Origin of the sequence: Bacillus sp. SW14, from assembly GCF_047608225.1 — a bacterium.
Taxonomy (GTDB): Bacteria; Bacillota; Bacilli; order Bacillales; family Bacillaceae; genus Bacillus; species Bacillus subtilis_G.
The window spans coordinates 3298234-3318751 of record NZ_JBLKRW010000001.1; the positions used below are offsets into that span (position 1 = coordinate 3298234).

The following is a 20518-nucleotide window of genomic DNA, read 5'->3' on the forward strand; positions in this document are numbered from 1 at the left end:
GAAGTTTTTCATTACCGCTTTTCTGAACAGCCTTCAGCAATCTTACGCAAATATTGAAGCTGGGATGTATCAAGCTTTTGGTACAACCCCGCACCCATTTTCGCATAATGTACAGCGGCTTTTTCTAGCAGTTCTTCCCCCTCTTCGGTTAACTGAATCATGACGATACGGCGGTCATCCGGACTGTCATATCGATTCATCAATTGGCGCTTATACAGAATATCCGTCATCCGCGTCACAGAAGCAGGCTTAAGATCAAGCGACATTGCTAGCTTGCTTAACGGGGTGCTTCCGCTTTGATGAATTTTAAACATCAGCAAGTATTGAAGGACTGTAATATCAAAAGGCTCAAGCACAATCTCCAATATCTTCTTCTGTTTTTTATAAATTGCCCGAGACGTATCGAAGAGCTGTTCAAAAGTGAGCAAAGCACGTTCTGATTCAGTCAACTCCTTTTCACCTCAATCCTCAATAATAGTTCACAAGATAAAATATTAATAAATGAAAGGAGATTTGTCAAAGGAAAAATATCTTTTTTTCTCGTATTTTTTCCGCAACCGTTTTCTTACTTTTATTAAATTAAAAAAAGCCCTTAAATGGGCTTTTCATTACGAAAATTGGTGGCTTACGCCAGATTCTTCATTTTTGAAAAAGTTCTTCAAAGCCTGAAAAACGTCAGACTTCTGTTTTAAAATATAGTACTTAAATTTATCGTCTTTCACATTTTTGTATGCAGACATTAACGTTGAATGCCTGTTGTACTGATTGACTTCGCCGTAGCAGAAAAGATTCGCTTTCTTCATAATATCATTGACCAATTTCACACAGCGCGCGTTATCAGATGTCAGGTTGTCACCGTCAGAAAAATGAAACGGGTAAATATTATAGCGGGCGGGATTGTACTTTTCATCAATCAGCTCAAGCGACTTTCGGTATACGGAAGAACAGATTGTTCCGCCGCTTTCTCCCTTTGAGAAAAAGTCCTCTTCCGAAACGACTCTCGCTTCTGTATGATGGGCAATAAATTCAATTTCTACAGTCTCATATTTCGTCCGCAAAAAACGGGTCATCCAGAAAAAGAAGCTTCTGGCCATGTATTTTTCCCAAACACCCATACTGCCGCTTGTATCCATCATCGCTAAGACGACAGCCTTTGACTGGGGCTTTGTTATGTCATTCCATGTCTTATACTTCAAGTCCTCCGGGTAAATCGGATAGAACGACGGCTTTCCTGACATCGCGTTTCGTTTAAAAGCTGACATCATTGTTCTTTTCTTATCTATATTACCAGTTAACCCTGTCTTACGGATATCATTAAACTCAATATCTGTATGAATGATATTGTCCCGCTCTTTTTGCTGGAGATTCGGGAGTTCTAATTCCTTAAAAAGCGCTTCTTCTAAATCCATTAATGAAACTTCTGCTTCATAATAATCTTCGCCTGCCTGATCACCGGCGCCCTGCCCTTTTCCGGGTCCCTGTTTTTTGTCTGATCCATCCCGGGCCACGACATCTCCAACCTGGCTGTCGCCTTCTCCTTGGCCTACGTGTTTATTTTTATCATAGTTATAACGAATTTTATACTCATCCAGTGAACGGATCGGGATCTTCACTACATCTTTTCCATTGGACATAATAATGCTTTCCTCAGTCACGAGGTCCGGAAGATTGTTTTTGATCGCTTCCTGCACTTTTTTCTGGTGACGCTGCTGGTCATCAAAGCCTTTGCGATGGAGGGACCAGTTTTCCTCAGAAATCAAAAAATGGCCGCTGTCATTTTGGGACATGAATTCCCCTCCTTAACCATTTGTGGTCGTGATACATACGTATTCCTGCTTGTGCGGGATTATGAAACAAGTCTTCGAAAAGATTTATATTCATCATATGCACAAAAGCACGGTTAATTGACAAACTATTTAGAAAATGGGACAAAATAACCCGCCCTATTCGGACGGGTCACGTTGCTTATCGGTTCAGCAGGCTGCCGACATATTTCAGCAGCTCATTGGCGCTCGTCGAGTTGTAGCCGTGCTCATCAATTAAACGGGCCACGACTTCATTTACCTTTTTCAGCTGCTGCTCATCCGGCGTTTTGGTTGAAGTCGTAATTTTAACGACATCCTTCAGATCAGCAAACAACTTTTTCTGAATCGCTTCACGCAGTCTTTCATGAGAATTGTAATCAAACCGCTTTCCTTTTCTCGCATAGGCCGAGATGCGAATTAAGATTTCTTCACGGAACGCTTTTTTGGCGTTTTCCGAAATGCCGATCTGCTCTTCGATTGATCTCATCAGCTTTTCGTCAGGGTTCATTTCTTCTCCCGTCAAAGGATCACGCAGCTTGTTTTTATTGCAATAAGCCTCTACGTTATCAAGGTAATTGTCCATAAGTGTTTTTGCTGATTCTTCATATGAATACACAAACGCTTTTTGAACTTCCTTTTTCGCAATGTCGTCATATTCCTTGCGGGCGGCAGAAATAAAATTCAAAAACCTCTCCCTGTCCTCGCTTGAAATCGAAGGATGCTGATCAAGACCTTCTTTTAAGGAACGTAGAACATCAAGTGAATTAATCGATTCCATATTTTTTCTGATAATCGTTGAAGAAATCCGATTGATCACGTACCGCGGATCAATGCCGCTCATGCCTTCATCATGATATTCTTTTTTCATATCCTCAACGTCAACAGAATTATATCCTTCCACACTTTCTCCATCATACAGTCTCATTTTTTTAACCAGATCAATATCCGACCTTTTAGGCTCTTTTAATCGGGTGAGAATCGAGAACATTGCAGCGACCTTCAACGTATGCGGGGCAATATGAACATCCGACACATCGCTCTCCGCGATCATTTTTTCATAAATTCTCTCTTCCTCAGACACTTTCAAATTATAAGGGACCGGCATCACAATGATTCTTGAGTGCAGGGCTTCATTCTTCTTATTAGAAATAAATGAGCGATACTCCGTTTCATTCGTGTGAGCCACGATCAGCTCATCAGCAGAAATTAACGCAAATCGCCCGGCTTTAAAATTCCCTTCCTGTGTCAATGAAAGCAAATGCCAGAGAAATTTCTCATCACATTTCAGCATCTCCTGAAACTCCATCATCCCGCGGTTCGCTTTATTCAGTTCTCCGTCAAACCGGTAAGCGCGCGGATCTGATTCTGAACCGTACTCCGCAATGGTTGAGAAATCAATACTTCCCGTCAAATCGGCAATATCTTGAGATTTCGGATCTGACGGACTGAATGTTCCAATTCCTGTACGCTTATCTTCCGAAAAGAAGATGCGTTCCACCTTCACATCCTCAATTCTTCCTCCGTACTCTTCCTCCAGCCTCATGACATTTAGTGGAGAAAGACTTCCTTCTATTCTAATGCCGTATTCTCTGTAAAAGTCATCACGCAAATGATGGGGGATTAAATGTAGAGGGTCCTCGTGCATCGGGCAGCCTTTAATCGCATAGACAGCCCCATTGTCCGTCAGCGTGTACGCTTCGAGGCCTTTTTTAAGCATCGTGACCAGCGTGGATTTACCGCCGCTCACAGGCCCCATCAGCAATAGAATCCGCTTTCTGACATCAAGCCGTTTCGCGGCCGGATGAAAATACTCTTCCACAAGACGCTCCAGTGATTCCTCAAGCCCGAACAGCTCACGGTCAAAAAAGCTGTACTTCTTCCGCCCGTCGACCTCCTCTATCCCGCTGTCTTTTATCATATTAAAAACACGAGAATGAGCAGATTGCGCGACCATTGGATTTTCTTTAATAATCTCCAAATAATCGGCGAATGTTCCTTCCCATTTCAGCCGCTGCTCTTCCTCTCTGTACTGTTCAATTTTCTTTAATATATCCATAAGGACCTCCTCCATCATGTTTGATGCGCTATGCAAATAAGGTACTTTGATACAATCTATGCCGCCATCTCGTGATACATGCTTTGGTTTCTTAAAATAAAGATGCTTACACGGGCGTTGACAAGGCAGACCGCGACCGTTCATAATAAAGAAAATAACAGAATCATCCAGACTCAGGCAGCACGGAAAAATTGAAGAGGGGGAGAGACGGTGAATACAATCATCATGATGGGTGTCATTGTCACTTTTTTAGTATCAATTTTTACCGCAGGGTACGAAAGCAAGCCGGGGAAAGAATAAAAAAGGGTGCTCCTGACAAGAGCACCCTTTTTGTGTAACAGAACAATGTTTTATTATTTGATTGTTATCTGCAACCTTTGAATAATCACACGTTTGCATTTGTTAATGGCAATCGATTGTTCCGATGCTGCATCCCGCAGCAGACAGCCCCTCACCTTTGATGCTGACATGGCGATATACGCCGCCTGCATCGTGTTCGGCGCCATGCCATTTGACATGTCCCTGTTTTGTTATCCCCCTTAGCGGTCCTCCTCACATCTTCGTGCATGTTTTTACCGATGCGCTCGGATCACACGAATAGTCCCCGCTGTATTCGACTGTTTCAATCTGGCAGTCCGGGCCAATTATCACTTTATTTCCTCGCACGGTTTTCGCCTTTGTATTTGTCAGCTCAATCACGTCCCCTTCAATCAGTTCAGCCGTTAAAACAGGCTGCGGCAACAGTCTGAGCAACGTCAGCATCCCTTTTCTGCCAGTCACTTGAAGATGGCGGCAGCCAATTTCACGCACATTACTTTCCCCGGCAGAAAGCTTAATCATCACTTGGTCAGCGTTTAAGAGCCCGCTGATGTTGCATTTCCCTTCCGATTGAAAGGTTTCCGTTTCACAATCCGCTTCCATGACCGCTTTTCCGCTAATGACAATACCGTCAGCCTTGACTGTACCGCCAAATGTCGAGGATCCAGCGATATTCAATTGTTTTGTAGATACATCTCCTTGAATAAAACCTGTTCCGTTTATTCGAATAGATTCTGTGTCAACGTCTCCATGTATCTTTCCTGAACCGCTGATGGTTACCGCTTTCGCCTTGACGCTGCCGTCAGCTTTTCCAGTTCCGTTAAAAGAAAAAGTCTCACACTCTACGTCCCCGGCCACTGTTCCGCTGCCGTTAATCTCAACTGATTGAAACGTTCCTCCCTTTGAACTTCCTGATCCGTTTATCACCAGCTTTTCCATTACATCCATTGATGGCCCTCCTGCATATATGTTGTTTTTAATTCCTCTGACGCCTTAGCTAAATCTACCCGTTCCACGACCTTAACGGACGATTCAAACAGAATGCTGTCCGCTGCAGCTGCTATAAAACAGGTTGTGACACCGAGCTTCCGCAGCATAATCAGCTCTGTCTGTTTCTTGATCTCTTCCGTATTATGCCGTTTTAACACCTCTGCCGCCATTTTGGCTTCCGCCAAGCTGACATTTCCGGACTGCAGCAGCCCTTCAAGCACATACAGCGAAAGCAGATCACGTGAAGAAAAAACCGAATTCTCGCCGCCTTCTGAAAAGACATCAAGAGCAGTCATTGAAATCAAACCTTTATGAATCAAATCATCAGCGGTCATGCTGACATCCTTCATTTTCGGCGACAGCATTTCCCTCATTTCATCCAGTGACAAATTTTCCTTCATCTTTTGAATCATTGAAATACGTTGTAAAATATCCCCCCTCGGAAAAAACGTCTCTTGCCCTGTAAATGTGGATTTGCGAATAAACCATTCCTCAGGAATTAAGTTTTTCCGCTTCCACCGATACAGCTGACCGTATGAAATCGATGTTCTTTCAAGTAATTCTTTTTTAGAGATTAATTGTTCTTCCATAAGTCCAGCTCCTTTGATGGGTATATTGTAACATAACACTGTTACGTTGTTAAGCCCAAAAAAACATAGCATCTCTCACAGCAAAAAAATCCGCCCATTATCATGAGCGGATTTACTTCTATTTCAAATCACGGTAATTTTGCTGGCGCAATGCTTCATAAATAAGAATCGCCGCGGTATTGGACAGGTTTAATGATCTAACGTGCTCAGTCATCGGAAGACGCAGGCAGCGGTCCATATTATTTTGAATTAAATCCTTTGGCAAACCGCTTGTTTCTCTTCCGAACACGAAGAAATAATCTTCGTCAAGCTCAGTGTAATCAAATGATGTATGAGGCTGCTGGCCGAATTTCGTAATAAAGAAAAACTGGCCTTTTTGATATGCCTCAAACAATTCTTCCAACGAATCATGATAGACAACGTTAACAAACTCCCAATAATCGAGCCCGGCACGCTTCAGCATTTTATCATCTGTTGAAAAGCCGAGTGGACGAATCAGGTGGAGCGTTGTATTGGTTGCTGCACAAGTACGTGCAATATTCCCTGTGTTAGCGGGAATTTCTGGTTGATATAAAACGACATGTAATGCCACAATGTTCACCTCTGTTTTTCTTATCCGCCCATCATTATATCATTAATTACGCTTTTGTCGTATCATCAACGATATGAAAAAAGGCATATCGTATTGACGGCGTGTATGCCGTAGAATCCTCATACGACCAAAATCTCATCCGGCTGTCATACGACTGGGCGTTAACAAGCGGCATATTGCCTTTGTCCTTCGCCACGACAATCGTTGTATGATTAAACCGGCCGTCTCCTTCAAAGTCATAGCAAATCACATCACCCGGCATCAGTTCTTCCGCTGATTTCACCCGCACTGCACGCAGGCCGGCCTTTGAATTCGACAAAAACATTTTCATAGAATGAGCCACCGTCCAGCTGTAGCTCCATGAACTTTGTTTCATCCACCAGCCTGACCCTCTGTTTGGATGGCCGCGCATCGGTGCGTCTCCCGCATGAAGACACTGAGAAATAAAATTCGTGCAGTTATCGCTGAAATTTTTATAAGCCGGGTTGCGCTTGTTCCAAAATTTCTCGGCATATTGCACAGCACCGAGACGATCGTATTGAAATGCCCTGCCAAACGCTTCTCTTTCCTCTTGAGAATAGTCAATAATGCTGGTCCCTTCATGAAATCCAGCCGGCTTTTTCTCAATTTCCTGATCACTAATTAAAATGTGATCATAAAGGAAAGCCACCCGCTCCTCTATGTGCTCTTCCATATACAAGCTGTCGTCCTGCTCCTTACACACGTATTCATAATGGATGGTATACGTCATGCAGGTCGTTCCGTCATCCTCAATCCGCGCATGACCGATGACGGCCTTCGCTTTCGCTTTTACGATATCAACTTTACGCTTTTCCAGAAGCTTCTTCTTTCGCTCCATGACTTCTAGGTCTCCGACTTCAGACTCCTGTCTCATAGCATGCCCGTTCACCAGATAGCTCAGCCGCTCCTCCGCTAATTGTTCTAATATGTGCTTCAAGCTCACCCCACCCGCCATACTTTGTTATAGAGAAAAAACACTTGGATGCATCTCAAGTGTTTTTGCCTTCTGTTCTATACATATGTCAGGACAGGCCTTGTTTAGTCATGCCTGAAGCTTTTAACAACTCAATTCCTTTTTCAATTTCCAGCTTTGCCTCTTCATCCTTCTCTTTTTCCAGCGCTTTTTCAAGCTCTTCCGCGTATGCATGGTCTCCGATTTTACCGATCGCCCATGCAGCTGTTCCTCTGATAACAGGACGCGGGTCCTTATGCATCAGTTCCGTCAATTCAGGCAGTGCGGAAGCATCTTTAAAATGGGCAAGGGCGAGAATGGCGTTTCTCTGAATCGGTTTCTTCCCGCGCCAAGAACCTGAGACATGTCCGAATTTCTCCTTAAATTCCCGGTTGCTGATGGTTAAGAGCGGCTTCAATAACGGCTTAGCAATCTCAGGATCAGGCTCCATTTCCGGATGAAGATGAAAGTCCTTCCCTTTATTAAGAGGACACACCGTTTGGCACGTATCGCACCCATACAGACGGTTTCCAATCTTTGTACGGAATTCATCAGGCAAAAATCCTTTCGTCTGGGTCAGAAAAGAGATGCAGCGCTGCGCATTCAGCTGTCCCGGATTGACCAGTGCTCCCGTCGGGCAGGCGTCCAGACATTTCGTGCAGGAGCCGCACATGTCTTCAATCGGCACATCGGGTTCAAAAGGTATATTTGTGATCATTTCCGCTAAATACACATAAGAACCATACTCAGGCGTTGTGATCATACAGTTTTTCGCGCTGAATCCGATACCCGCCCGCTCTGCAACCGCCCGATCAGATAATTCACCTGTATCGACCATTGACTTGGTTCTGATATCCTCATGCTTGCTCCTCAGAAATTCCTCCAGCAGATCGAGTTTTTCCCTTAGCACATCGTGATAATCTTTGCCCCAGGAGGCTCTGCAAAAAATGCCCCTGCGCTCAGTTCTCGTGCTTCTCGGCGCATCCTTCATTCTGGAAGGATATGCGAGAGCAATCGCCACAATTGATTTCGCTTTCGGCAAAAGCAGCTTCGGCGTCACCCTTTTCTCGATATCCGGCTCTTCAAAGCCGGAGAGATAGCCGAGTGATTCTTGAAGAATCAAACGGTCTTTTAAACTGTCAAAAGTATCAGCGGTCGTAAAACCAATCTTGTCCACGCCAATGCTTTTCGCGTATTCAATTAATTCTTCTTTGAGCTGATAAATGTTCATGCTTTGCACAGCCTCCTTTCTTTGTGATAAAACGATACAGCGTTTATAATAGGTTGATATCCCGTATCTGGAGTGAATGCTTGTGAATATCAAACTTGATTCTGTTATTACTGAACGTGCGCCCGGCTTACACGCGGCGGCTGTGATTTATGAGAATATCGAAGTTGGTTCCTCTCCGCAAATGCTGAAAGGCAGGCTTCGCCTATTTCAAGAATCCTTGTTTTTTGATTATGCGGACGGCGGAATATCCGATGAACCCTTCGTCAAGGAATGGCGAGAACTTTTTAAACAGCTTACCCCTTCATTTGAGGGAGAAACAACTCCAATGGAGGACATGCTGATCCCGATATCCAAAGAACAATTCCTGGAAAGCAAGGATTCAGCCCATGACACCATCGATTTTTTCGCATTAAAATATTCTCTGCCCATTATGATTTATGACGCCGGAAAGCTTCATGAGCCAGTCCGAATCTCGTTGGGAGAAAAAGAAAACATCCTGCTTTTCTCTGATGAAAACGGCATATTTGGCGATTTCAAAAACAGCGTCAATCGCTTTCCCGTTACTAACGAGACCAAGAACATGCTGCAAATCATCTTTTTCCCGCCATCCATAAAAAAAAACAGCGCTGTTAAACTCTTATCATCATTAACGAAAATGTTTGAACAAATTCACGGCGGCGCCCATACAGTACATTGGCTTACGTAAAAGAACACAGATAATGTGTTCTTTTTTACATAAAAAAACGCAATACTTCGTTTATCTAAGAAACGAAACACTGCGTTAATAACGTATGTATGGAGCGGGTGATGAGAATCGAACTCACGACATCAGCTTGGAAGGCTGAGGTTTTACCACTAAACTACACCCGCATTTGTGATAGTCAGTAACAGTATTGCTCTGACTTTTTTTATATTACACGTTTATTGATTTTTCGTCAAGGGAGTATGAAAATTTTGTCGAAAAAATGTTTTCTTTTTGTAAAGTTGTTAAGTCACATTTACATAATGTTAAGTATACTATACAATATAATCAAATGAGATTGTGAAGGGGACAGACGTCATGATGAAAAATAAAGTGAAAGAGCTGAGGGCGCGTTTGGGCTATTCTCAGGAAAAACTCGGAGAAACAGTCGGCGTCACAAGACAAACGGTGGCAGCTATCGAAAAAGGCGACTATGTTCCCTCACTGTTGTTAGCACTAAAAATCTGCAAAGCTTTCTCCATGAAAATGGAGGATGTCTTTTGGTTAGAGGAGGAATACTAAGATGAGCATGAAAACAAAAGCAGCTTTTCAACTAGTTTTGTTTGGCCTTGCATGCTGGACGCTGATTGCATACTTTAAAGCCTCTGAAGGCATAGCGGCCTTTTCCCGTACAAAGAGCGGCGAGATGGTGTTTGAATTAAACCTCACTCCCTTTATTCTGTTTATTGCGGCGGCTGCGGTTTATATGTACTTGCATAAGAAAAGCCGCCCTGCCCGAAAGCAGCTTCTCCTGCCTGATGAATTTGAAGAGCAGGATGAAAGAGAGCAGATGATGACGGCAAAAGCATGCCGCGCGTCTTATATCGCCGTCTATTTCTCGCTTCCTGCCGCAGCGGTTCTTCTCATTTTTTATCCGCTTTTTCAATCGCATATTCCGTTTTTCCCAATTATTATTGTGTTTATCATCATGATCATCCAGCACCTATCCTACGTCATCGCTTTCAAGAAAAACGAAAAAAACTCCGGCGCGCTGTAATTGGCCGGAGTTTTTTCTTACCAGCTCGCTTTTTTCACACCGGGAATCTGGCCTTTATGAGCCAGCTCCCTGAAAGCGATTCTGGACATTTTAAACTTCCTCATATATCCTCTTGGGCGCCCTGTTACCATGCAGCGATTGTGGAGCCTTCCCGGTGCCGAATCTCTCGGCAGCTTGCTGAGTGCCTCGTAATCTCCTTTTTCTTTCAGCTCGCGTCTAATATCAGCGTATTGTTCAACAAGCTGCTGGCGTTTTAACTCTTTTGCCACTTTTGATTTTTTAGCCAAGTCACATAGCCTCCTTTTTAAATCGAAATTATTACGATTTAAAATGTATCACGCACGATTCAAAAAAGCAAGTATACCGCTTTATAAAACAGACGGCCTGAAGCCGCCCGTTTCTAATGATGCAATTCCACATAATACAGTAGCGCATCTTGATGCTTAATGAGCTCTTTTTTGTGTTCAGAGGTGTGCATTGGTTCGTCAGTCCCTTTAATACTGCTGCCGATCAATACAGGTTTTTCGAAAGAAATCGGTTCAGCCGACGAAATCTTCTGAGTCACTTCCTGTGCCGCGCTATCATCACGCCGAAACGACGAATCAGCCGCAATATTTCCTTGTTTATCCACAATCCCAAAATGAACGGTGCTCACTTTATTCTTACCTTCTCCCTCCTCATTCTCAAAGCAAACAAATTGTAATGAATCGGGTTTTTCCTCCGAGTAATCTGCACTTACCGGTCCAATGGTTCCAAGAAGCTTTCCATTTTGATAATGCTCTATATACATTTCAGCTCCAGAAATGCTATCGCTGATATTTGCGACCTCGGCAGTGAAGGTTTGTGAGGCTGCAACATTCATTCTATTTTTTTCGAGATCTGACATATCCGCCTCTTTGATTTCCATTTGTTTTGTATCTTCGCATGCTGACAGCATAGCAATCAGGCAAATGATTGTTGTGCTTATCAATGTTTTCAGAAAATCAGCTCCCTTCTTTACATATCATACCATGTGTTCAAGGGCTGTGTTTTACTTAAACCGGCGCCTTATTGGCAGAAGCAAAAGCCAAGTCTGCAAAATAAACACTTTTCTAAGTGAGGATACCGGTCATGAACCAACTCTATTTAAGTGAGATTTTGTCTGCCTGTTTATCACTTTCTCTGCTTTTTTCGCAAATAGAAAAGAAAAAATCATTATCACACAAATTTTTATTGTTTTAAAGCCTGTTATGACAGGGGTTTATCATCATTTTCAATACTAGATATCGCTTAATAGAGATAACTATTTTATAATGATTATAAAATAATATTGACTTTTTACTTAGAGATGATATTATGTTCTTATAAATTCCAAGAGGTGATCACATGAGTTCAAATAAACTGACAACTAGCTGGGGCGCCCCGGTTGGAGATAACCAAAATTCAATGACTGCCGGTTCTCGCGGACCAACTTTAATCCAAGATGTACACTTACTCGAAAAATTGGCCCATTTCAATAGAGAACGTGTTCCTGAGCGTGTTGTTCACGCCAAAGGAGCAGGCGCTCACGGATATTTTGAAGTAACAAACGATGTAACAAAATACACGAAAGCCGCTTTCCTTTCTGAAGTCGGCAAACGCACACCGTTGTTCATCCGTTTCTCAACAGTTGCCGGTGAACTTGGCTCGGCTGACACAGTTCGCGACCCGCGCGGATTTGCCGTTAAATTTTATACTGAAGAAGGAAACTATGACATCGTCGGTAACAATACACCGGTATTCTTTATCCGCGATGCGATTAAGTTCCCTGATTTCATCCATACACAAAAAAGAGATCCAAAAACACACTTGAAAAACCCTACAGCTGTATGGGATTTCTGGTCACTTTCACCCGAATCGCTTCACCAAGTGTCGATTCTGATGTCTGACCGCGGGATTCCTGCGACACTTCGCCACATGCACGGCTTTGGAAGCCATACATTCAAATGGACCAATGCCGAAGGCGAAGGCGTATGGATTAAATATCACTTTAAAACAGAACAAGGCGTGAAAAACCTTGATGTTAATACCGCTGCAAAAATTGCCGGTGAAAACCCAGATTATCATACAGAAGATCTTTTCAACGCGATAGAAAACGGTGATTTCCCCGCATGGAAACTATATGTGCAAATCATGCCTTTAGAAGATGCAAATACGTATCGCTTCGATCCGTTTGATGTTACAAAAGTTTGGTCTCAAAAAGACTATCCGTTAATCGAAGTCGGACGCATGGTGCTAGACAGAAATCCAGAAAACTACTTTGCAGAAGTAGAACAAGCGACATTCTCACCTGGAACACTTGTGCCTGGCATTGATGTTTCTCCTGATAAAATGCTTCAAGGCCGGCTGTTTGCTTATCATGATGCACACCGCTACCGTGTTGGCGCAAACCATCAAGCGCTGCCAATCAACCGCGCACGCAACGAAGTGAACAATTATCAGCGTGACGGACAAATGCGCTTTGATAACAACGGCGGCGGATCTGTATATTACGAGCCTAACAGCTTCGGCGGCCCGAAAGAGTCACCTGAAGATAAACAAGCAGCATATCCGGTAGAAGGAATCGCTGACAGCGTAAGCTATGATCACAACGATCACTACACACAAGCCGGTGACCTCTATCGTTTAATGAGCGAGGATGAGCGTGCCCGCCTTGTTGAAAACATCGTAAACGCCATGAAGCCGGTAGAAAAAGAAGAAATCAAACTTCGCCAAATCGAGCATTTCTGCAAAGCCGATCCTGAATACGGAAAACGCGTGGCTGAAGGCCTAGGATTGCCGATTAAAAAAGATGCTTAATAGAGATGCAAAAACCCGCTGTGCAATTAGCGGGTTTTTTATTTAGTTACGCACTTCGTATGCTTCATATCAATTTCCTCCATGGGCATCGCACTTCATAACCTCTCGTTTGTTTTCAAAATCAGAGCTTAAACGGCAAAATCTTATTCCCATTAATACAAAAAAAGGCCCTTATCTAAAAGATAAGAGCCTTCGGTGCCCCGATCAGAAATGCTGAAATTAGTTCGCTGGCAATCTTTTATTTGTAAAGCTGGCTGCCTTGATTTACAAATTCTTCGGCTTTTTCTTTCATCCCCTCTTCGATGGCATCCCATTCACTAAGCTCTTTGTCCTTCGCATAGTCCCGAATATCCTGAGAAATTCTCATGCTGCAAAACTTCGGACCGCACATTGAACAGAAATGAGCGGTTTTCGCTCCTTCTGCCGGCAAGGTTTCATCATGGTATTCAAGCGCTCTTTCCGGATCAAGCGATAGATGAAACTGGTCACGCCAGCGGAATTCAAAGCGGGCTTTCGATAAAGCGTCATCCCGTATTTGCGCTCCGGGATGCCCTTTGGCAAGGTCAGCGGCGTGCGCAGCAATTTTATATGTAATGACTCCTTCACGTACATCATCACGATTAGGCAGCCCCAAATGCTCCTTCGGCGTTACATAACAAAGCATGGCTGTTCCATACCAGCCAATCATAGCCGCTCCGATTGCTGAAGTAATATGGTCATAGCCCGGCGCAATATCTGTCGTCAGCGGCCCCAAGGTGTAAAAAGGTGCTTCTTTACAAATGTCCATTTGTTTATCGACGTTCTCTTTAATTTTATGCATCGGCACATGCCCTGGTCCCTCAATCATCACCTGAACATCATGCTTCCATGCAATTTGCGTCAATTCTCCGAGAGTCTCCAATTCAGCAAACTGCGCTTCGTCATTGGCATCAGCGATTGATCCGGGGCGAAGCCCGTCCCCAAGAGAGAAAGCAATATCATACGCTTTCATGATTTCACAGATTTCTTCAAAATGAGTATACAAAAAGCTTTCCTGATGATGAGCCAGACACCACTGTGCCATAATCGCTCCCCCGCGTGACACGATTCCCGTTGTCCGTTTGGCTGTTAACGGCACATACCGCAGCAAAACACCCGCGTGAATCGTAAAATAATCCACTCCCTGCTCTGCCTGCTCGATCAGCGTATCACGGTAAATCTCCCACGTTAAATCCTCCGCTACGCCGTTTACCTTTTCAAGCGCCTGATAAATCGGAACCGTTCCCACAGGCACGGGGCAATTGCGGATAATCCATTCACGCGTCGTATGAATGTCTTTTCCGGTAGAAAGATCCATCATCGTATCCGCTCCCCAGCGAATGGCCCACGTCATTTTTTCCACTTCTTCTTCTATAGATGACGTAACCGCTGAATTCCCGATATTCGCATTAATCTTCACATGAAAATTCCGGCCGATAATCATCGGTTCGCTTTCAGGATGATTAATATTTGAAGGAATGATCGCCCGGCCGCTTGCTACCTCATCTCTGACAAATTCGGGAGACACATGCTCGCGGATTGCGATAAACTCCATCTCAGGTGTAATGATCCCCTTTTTGGCATAATGCATTTGTGTGACATTTTGACCTGCTTTCGCCCGCAGCGGTTTCCGCTTTAGTCCTGGGTAGCTTACGTTTAGGTTTGCTTTTTTATAACCGTTATCTTCTGGTTTGATCGCCCGTCCCTCATATTCTTCGACATCGCCGCGCTCACTGATCCATTTTTGGCGGAGAGGCTTTAATCCTTCTTGAATATGAATGGTCTCATCAGGATCCGTATAAGGTCCGCTTGTATCATAGACACGCACAGGCGCGTTTTCCTCTTCGCCGAACGATCCTGTCGTCGGACTTAAGCCGATTTCCCTCATCGGCACTTGGATGTCCGCAGAAGAACCCTCCACGTATACTTTCTTGCTCCCCGAAAAACTCGACATAATGGAAATGTTGGCTTGCTGCACTGAATTGTTTTGCATCACTGATCTTCCCCTCTCTTCGTTTGAAAGGACAAAATCAAGCCCATAACCAGCACAAAAAACCGGATTCAAATGAATGAACCCGGTTACAGTCAGAAAGAAACTTATTATTGCCCAGCACGACAATATTAAAAACAATTTCTCTACTTCCCCACGCTGGTACGAACCAGATCAGGTCCAAAGGGTTAAGAAGCTTACCTTCTCTCTCAGCCCGAAAACGGGCACCCCCAGTAACTATTGATTTCGGACTCATCTTAACATAAAACCAACCTAAAAAAAAGAGTAATATATAAAATATTCAGCTAATTCGTCCCAAATATTTGACCGGCAGCGGAGTTTCAAATATTTCATGTTCACCCCTCGTCACCCGATATACCTTTGCACCCGGTCTTGAACTCACTGTCTGAAACAGCTGATTATTTATGAAATGGAGAGCCGCTCCATCGTCCGCCGCATAGCCCTCGCACAAGAATTCGTTACATATCAGCTGATGGTATATCGGTCTCCGATCCTTCTCACCGTCATAATGAGGACAAAAGCTTCCTTGCAAAAAACCTAAACTTTTCATACTTGTCAGCGGTCCGGCTGAATCCGTCACCCCTTCTGCAAACCAGCAGATCGCACCAGCACTTAATCCAGCTAGAACCACACCGTTCTTCCACGCCTCTCTGAGAATAAGATCCAGCCCCCACTCCTTCCATAGCACAAGCATATTCCGCGTATTCCCCCCGCCAACATAAATCACGTCCTTTTCCATAACAAAAGAAGTTAAATCTGTTGACGGCGGCTTAAATAAGGATAAATGAGACGGCACACAATCCAGTGTTTGAAATGTATGATAAAACCGCTGAACATAGTTTTGGGAATCACCGCTTGCCGTCGGCAAAAAACAAATACGAGGCGTCTTCCGTGCCGATTGATTCATGATATATCGATCGAGGGACAAATTTTCCGGCTCCATCGAAAAACCGCCCCCACCCATCGCAATAATCTGTTTCATCATCCCACTCCCCGACAAAATTTGTTATTCATTATAGCATGACACAAGGCTAAATATTTTTTTATCAGAAAGAGCTAGAACATAAAATTCCTAACGATGATTTATAGCCCGAATCAAACCTAACAGCAACCAAAACCAGCATAAAATAAAAATTGAGCAGTAACAGAACTCGCAGACCCAGACCTCAGAAAGCGTTGCATGAACAATTAGTTACAGTTGTTGATTTCATAGAGAACTGTAGCAAAGTCATAAAAAAAGACGGTGTCTCATTTATGGGACACCGTCTCTTCCTTTTATTGCTCCACTCTTTGTAAAGCCTCGTTTACCGTTTCTTTTATAAACGCGTCTTCACCGCTTAATGAGTCTAAACTGAGATCACCATTTCTCAGCCTTTCGGAAATATTGTTTATATCCTCTTCTACCGTGATTTGCAGCTCACCAGCCAAAAACATTCTATGTAATTCATCAGCAACCAGACTTTCTTTATTCATTTCAATCCGCTCCTTTGCTTTAAATTATTCTTAGTCTGTCCCAAGACTTTACTAATATAGGAAAAAAGTATGAATCAAACGAATCTTTTTTCCTCCTTCTTACGTATATCTGTTGAGAAAAAAAGAAGAAGAAAGGTTTCAAACACAAGGGTATTATTATTGGATTTTCCCATTACATTCGGAAAGAATGTCCAATTTTTCTTCTTTTGAAAACCATTTTCCAGCCATAAAAAAACTCCCCCAAATGAAGTGACCCCCTAAAGTTAGACACGGGTTTTCATTAGGCAGTTTTTGAGGCATGAGTTCGGTATTGTACCGGACTCATGCCTTTTAGTTTTGCCTTTATTCGTTTTTGATTGTAGTAGTCAATATATCGTTCAAGTTCTTGCTTAAAGTGTTCGATACTTTCAAATTCTTTTAGGTACAGAAATTCAGACTTTAAGATACCAAAGAAATTCTCGATCACTGCGTTATCGTAACAGTTGCCTTTTCGGGACATGCTTTGTGTAATCCCGCGTTCTTTTAAGGCTTGCCTATAATGCTTCATTTGGTAATGCCAGCCTTGGTCGGAATGCATAATGGGCTTGTCCCCATCTTTCAAATGCTTGAATGCCTGATCAAGCATCACCGAAACAAGGGAATAAACAGGCCTTAAACCAATCGTATAGGTAATGATCTCACCATTAAACAGATCTAATACGGGCGATACGTACAGCTTCTGCCCAAATAATTTGAACTCCGTCATGTCCGTGACCCATTTTTCATTTGGCTTTTCAGCTTTAAAGTTGCGCGCTAGAATGTTAGGCGCCACTTTGCCGATTGTTCCTTTATACGAACGATATTTTTTCTTTCGAACCATACATTTTAGTCCAAGGGCTTTCATGATGCGCTGCACCTTCTTGTGATTGACCTTTCGTCCCCGATTCTTTAGTTCATCACGAATACGGCGGTATCCATACCGGCCTTGATGTTCTTTAAAAATAAGTTGAACCATCTTTTTCATGTCGGCATCTCGATCAGGGCGATCAAAATGCTTTACGCAGTAATAGTAGGTGCTGCGTGGGATACCTGCGAGCCTGAGAAGTGCTTTCACCGGATACTTATGCCTTAAATCATAGACTACTTGCGCTTTGTCTTGTTTGGTGATTGTTCCTTGTTTTGAACTAAGGCATTCAACTTTTTTAAATACTCATTCTCCATGCGCAGTTGTTCAATTTCTGCCTGTAACTCTTCCATTGATCCTTGAGCTGGTGCTTGTTTTCCTGTCTTCTTTTTCATGGACGAGCGCCCCTTTTTCTTTTGTTTTAAGGCGTCTGATCCCTGTGTTTCCATTATGTGCTGCCAGTTCCAAAGCGTTGAGTCAGAAGGTAAATTAAATATCGCAGCTGTTTCCAAGATAGACGTCCCATATTCATTCATATAGTGAAGTACGTCTAGTTTATATTGGACTGGATAATTTGTATATGACTTTAAGAACGCTTTTTCACCGTGATATTGATATTTTCTCACCCAATATTGGAGTACCCTTTTATGCACTCCAATATGATTTGCGATCCCAAGCAAACTCTCGTTGCCGTTTATATAGCGTAAGACCGCGTTGATTTTTTCTTCGTTTTTAAATTTAGCCAAATGAAAAAGCACCTCCAAATTTTAGGCTGTGTCTAAAATTTTGGGTGCACTTCAAAAGCAAACAGATTTTTTATTTCATCTGTCTACCTTTAGGGGAGCATATCATGATGAAGAAACGGTTTTTTCAGTATATCAGTGGTTGGAGTCGAAATAGGTCTTAAACCCTTGATAATACTGGGTTTTATAATTGTAATGTATAAATTTGTGTAAATGTTAATTTTTATCAATTTCTGCAGTAGTCAACCAGCTAATACACAAGGACTTCTATTAGCAAGGTTTCATTTCACATAGTAACTATCTATTAAGATATTATTCTTTTTGTTTGTTAAGTTTATCTGCCAATACTTTTCCCTTCTTTATGCGCATGTATCTTATCTTGCTTAATAGAAGCTGGTAGAAATATGAATGAAACCAATATACCGAATATCGCTATAGCAAAACATATCCATAGTACATTATTCATTCCAATAATAAATGACTGATAAAGGTTATCTAGTAGCTCCGGGATCGTTAAATTCTCCACAACTACAGCTCCTGCCGTAACGCTCTCCTGAACAACAGCTCTTACTTCATCAGGGAATTGTTCTAACTGTAAATTACTTCGATATCCAGAATTTAAAATTGACCCAAAAATTGCAACTCCTAGAGCACCACCAACCTGTCTACCTGTTTGTATAACAGAAGAACCAATCCCACTTTGCTTACTCAATAGAGCCCCTAAAGCTAGGTTCATCACAGTTGGCATAGCCAAACCCATACCTAAGCCAAAAACAGCTAACCATCCCCCTACAAACCATTCAGTACTATCTATCGTTGTCATTGCTCCTGCTATCGTTGCTAACGCAATCAGAAAAAAGCCAGAAACAATAATCTTTTTTTCTCCCAATTTAGACACGCTTATCTCTGTCAAAATTCCACCTATAACTAACCCTGCAACAAGGAATAGCAAACGCAAGCCACTTCCAAAAGCATCCGTCTTTATCACAATTTGGTGATATAGCGGGATGATGAAAAGCATACCAAATAACAATATATTAACAAGTATGGACAATACCATCGACCACCGAAATACTGGTGTACGAAATATAGTCATGTCAATAAGTGGATATCTAGTTTTATACTGCCATAGAACAAAAAGTCCTACTAAGAGAAATCCGGTTATTAATGTTATTAATGCTAAGCTATTATCCCATCCTCGTGCTCCTGCCTCGATGATACCATATGAAACACAAAATAATCCGATACCAGAAAGCAAGATACCAACAAAGTCAACTCTAGATTTCTGTTCACCACGAGATTCGGGCAAAAATAAAATCACAGCTATGCTTGCTAACATAATAATAGGAATATTTAATAAAAAAATCCATCCCCACCATACATAATCTAATATCCACCCTCCTAAAAGTGGACCAATTGGTAATGATAACATGGTGCCAATCATAAGAATAGAAACTGCTTTAGATCTTTCCCCAACTGAAAAAATAACCGGGAGAATGGCAGTAGACAAAGTAATAACAAAAGCTGCAGCAATTCCTAATAATACTCTGCCGGTGATAAAAAGTTCAGTATTTGTGGCAAATGCGCAAAGCAATGAACTTGCAGCAAACATTATAAATGCACTAATTAGTATTTTTTTACGCCCAAAGCGATCACCTAGTAGTCCAGCAGGTAACATAAAAACAGCAAGTGCTAAAGTATAAGAATTAATAAACCATTGCAATTGATTAGTTGAAGCATCAAAAGTAATTGATAAAGTAGGTAAGGCAATATTAAGGATTGTCATATCCAATCCAACCATAACCGCTGCTAAAGTTAATGCAATAAGTGCCCACCATTTTGACTGTCCATGTTTTGTACTATTATAATTTGACATTAAAAACACCCCTCCTGTATACGACTATATAAATTATATTATTTTATATTCATAATATGGTGCGATAATACACATGAATTGTGAAGTATCTTACAATAAATTGATAACGCTTTTCATATTCTATAAAGTTTTTAATAAAACATCACCCTTTAACATTGAGTTCGGTACTTTTATGTGAATCTGTACAACGGCTTCAGTATGTAATATTAGAATATGGTCAATAAAACAATTTAATACAACTCAATTTTTATTAAATAATCAGAAATAAAGAAGGAACTTTCGATAAATTAATATGCATAATAGTTTTTTAGCCAAACAAATATAATATATTAACCTAAAATACAACTGAACACCTTTTATTGCGAGAAATTAGTAAATTCGCTTAAATAACCTCCATCTACTT

The 20518-nt window shown here is 42.2% G+C and carries 20 protein-coding genes, 1 tRNA gene and 1 riboswitch; of the genes, 4 read left to right on the forward strand and 17 right to left on the reverse strand.

Going from position 1 to position 20518, the window contains the following annotated elements; translation table 11 throughout:
* Positions 1-11 precede the first annotated feature (11 nt).
* From ACMX2I_RS17020 to queG, 9 genes are all read right to left on the reverse strand, one after another.
* The gene (locus ACMX2I_RS17020) at positions 12-449 is read right to left on the reverse strand and encodes a MarR family transcriptional regulator (RefSeq protein WP_414957607.1); all 438 of its coding nucleotides are present in this window, start codon (positions 447-449) and stop codon (positions 12-14) included.
* Positions 450-608: 159 nt separating this feature from the next.
* Positions 609-1787, reverse strand: a complete 1179-nt coding sequence (yhbH, locus tag ACMX2I_RS17025) for a sporulation protein YhbH (RefSeq protein WP_289346754.1) — start codon at positions 1785-1787, stop codon at positions 609-611.
* A gap of 178 nt (positions 1788-1965) precedes the next feature.
* On the reverse strand, positions 1966-3861 hold the full coding sequence (gene prkA / locus ACMX2I_RS17030; RefSeq protein WP_148964361.1) for a serine/threonine protein kinase PrkA: 1896 nt from the start codon (positions 3859-3861) through the stop codon (positions 1966-1968).
* Between the two features lie 353 nt (positions 3862-4214).
* Positions 4215-4379 carry a hypothetical protein gene (locus tag ACMX2I_RS17035; protein ID WP_414957609.1) on the reverse strand — a complete coding sequence of 55 codons (165 nt, stop codon included), beginning with the start codon at positions 4377-4379 and terminating at the stop codon, positions 4215-4217.
* Positions 4380-4413: 34 nt separating this feature from the next.
* The gene (locus ACMX2I_RS17040) at positions 4414-5127 is read right to left on the reverse strand and encodes a bactofilin family protein (RefSeq protein WP_414957611.1); all 714 of its coding nucleotides are present in this window, start codon (positions 5125-5127) and stop codon (positions 4414-4416) included.
* Positions 5118-5759: a YhbD family protein gene (locus ACMX2I_RS17045; protein ID WP_414957612.1), complete on the reverse strand. Its 642-nt coding sequence runs from the start codon at positions 5757-5759 to the stop codon at positions 5118-5120. The genes ACMX2I_RS17040 and ACMX2I_RS17045 overlap by 10 nt, the downstream gene beginning before the upstream one ends.
* A gap of 118 nt (positions 5760-5877) precedes the next feature.
* Positions 5878-6360, reverse strand: coding sequence for a tRNA (uridine(34)/cytosine(34)/5-carboxymethylaminomethyluridine(34)-2'-O)-methyltransferase TrmL (gene trmL / locus ACMX2I_RS17050; RefSeq protein WP_087993706.1), 483 nt, complete (start codon positions 6358-6360; stop codon positions 5878-5880).
* A gap of 37 nt (positions 6361-6397) precedes the next feature.
* Positions 6398-7327, reverse strand: coding sequence for an amidase domain-containing protein (locus ACMX2I_RS17055; RefSeq protein WP_414957614.1), 930 nt, complete (start codon positions 7325-7327; stop codon positions 6398-6400).
* Positions 7328-7394: 67 nt separating this feature from the next.
* Complete coding sequence (gene queG / locus ACMX2I_RS17060) at positions 7395-8555, reverse strand: tRNA epoxyqueuosine(34) reductase QueG (RefSeq protein WP_414957615.1); 1161 nt, start codon at positions 8553-8555, stop codon at positions 7395-7397.
* An 82-nt stretch (positions 8556-8637) separates the two neighbouring features.
* On the opposite strand from queG, the gene ACMX2I_RS17065 reads away from it, so the two are divergent.
* A complete protein-coding gene (locus ACMX2I_RS17065) occupies positions 8638-9261 on the forward strand; it encodes a hypothetical protein (protein WP_414957617.1) in 624 nt (207 codons plus the stop codon).
* 90 nt (positions 9262-9351) lie between these two features.
* Here ACMX2I_RS17065 and ACMX2I_RS17070 read toward each other — a convergent pair.
* A tRNA-Gly gene (locus ACMX2I_RS17070) sits at positions 9352-9425 on the reverse strand.
* A gap of 193 nt (positions 9426-9618) precedes the next feature.
* On the opposite strand from ACMX2I_RS17070, the gene ACMX2I_RS17075 reads away from it, so the two are divergent.
* Both ACMX2I_RS17075 and ACMX2I_RS17080 read left to right on the forward strand, forming a co-directional pair.
* Positions 9619-9819, forward strand: coding sequence for a helix-turn-helix transcriptional regulator (locus ACMX2I_RS17075; RefSeq protein WP_087993737.1), 201 nt, complete (start codon positions 9619-9621; stop codon positions 9817-9819).
* Position 9820: 1 nt separating this feature from the next.
* On the forward strand, positions 9821-10294 hold the full coding sequence (locus tag ACMX2I_RS17080; protein ID WP_087993702.1) for a hypothetical protein: 474 nt from the start codon (positions 9821-9823) through the stop codon (positions 10292-10294).
* A gap of 17 nt (positions 10295-10311) precedes the next feature.
* Here the strand turns inward: ACMX2I_RS17080 and rpsN are convergent, their stop codons facing one another.
* Both rpsN and ACMX2I_RS17090 read right to left on the reverse strand, forming a co-directional pair.
* The gene (gene rpsN, locus ACMX2I_RS17085) at positions 10312-10581 is read right to left on the reverse strand and encodes a 30S ribosomal protein S14 (protein WP_061188229.1); all 270 of its coding nucleotides are present in this window, start codon (positions 10579-10581) and stop codon (positions 10312-10314) included.
* Between the two features lie 113 nt (positions 10582-10694).
* Positions 10695-11231, reverse strand: coding sequence for a hypothetical protein (locus tag ACMX2I_RS17090; RefSeq protein WP_414958348.1), 537 nt, complete (start codon positions 11229-11231; stop codon positions 10695-10697).
* Between the two features lie 428 nt (positions 11232-11659).
* Between ACMX2I_RS17090 and katA the strand changes: the two genes are divergently transcribed.
* Positions 11660-13111 carry a catalase KatA gene (gene katA, locus ACMX2I_RS17095; protein WP_414957619.1) on the forward strand — a complete coding sequence of 484 codons (1452 nt, stop codon included), beginning with the start codon at positions 11660-11662 and terminating at the stop codon, positions 13109-13111.
* Positions 13112-13349: 238 nt separating this feature from the next.
* On the opposite strand, the gene thiC is transcribed toward katA, so the two are convergent.
* The 5 genes from thiC to ACMX2I_RS17120 form a co-directional block, all read right to left on the reverse strand.
* Entirely contained in the window at positions 13350-15122 is a 1773-nt protein-coding gene (gene thiC / locus ACMX2I_RS17100) for a phosphomethylpyrimidine synthase ThiC (protein WP_394716902.1), read from the reverse strand.
* A 131-nt stretch (positions 15123-15253) separates the two neighbouring features.
* Positions 15254-15361: riboswitch (TPP riboswitch) on the reverse strand.
* Between the two features lie 59 nt (positions 15362-15420).
* Complete coding sequence (locus ACMX2I_RS17105; RefSeq protein WP_414957621.1) at positions 15421-16122, reverse strand: Type 1 glutamine amidotransferase-like domain-containing protein; 702 nt, start codon at positions 16120-16122, stop codon at positions 15421-15423.
* A 293-nt stretch (positions 16123-16415) separates the two neighbouring features.
* Positions 16416-16619, reverse strand: coding sequence for a hypothetical protein (locus ACMX2I_RS17110; RefSeq protein WP_333518390.1), 204 nt, complete (start codon positions 16617-16619; stop codon positions 16416-16418).
* Positions 16620-16893: 274 nt separating this feature from the next.
* Positions 16894-18242 (reverse strand): IS3 family transposase gene (locus ACMX2I_RS17115; protein WP_414957623.1). Its coding sequence is split into 2 segments (ribosomal slippage): positions 16894-17798 and positions 17798-18242, totalling 1350 coding nucleotides; the frame shifts between segments, so codons are not numbered across the junction.
* A gap of 331 nt (positions 18243-18573) precedes the next feature.
* Positions 18574-20115: a DHA2 family efflux MFS transporter permease subunit gene (locus ACMX2I_RS17120; protein ID WP_414957625.1), complete on the reverse strand. Its 1542-nt coding sequence runs from the start codon at positions 20113-20115 to the stop codon at positions 18574-18576.
* Positions 20116-20518: the final 403 nt, after the last annotated feature.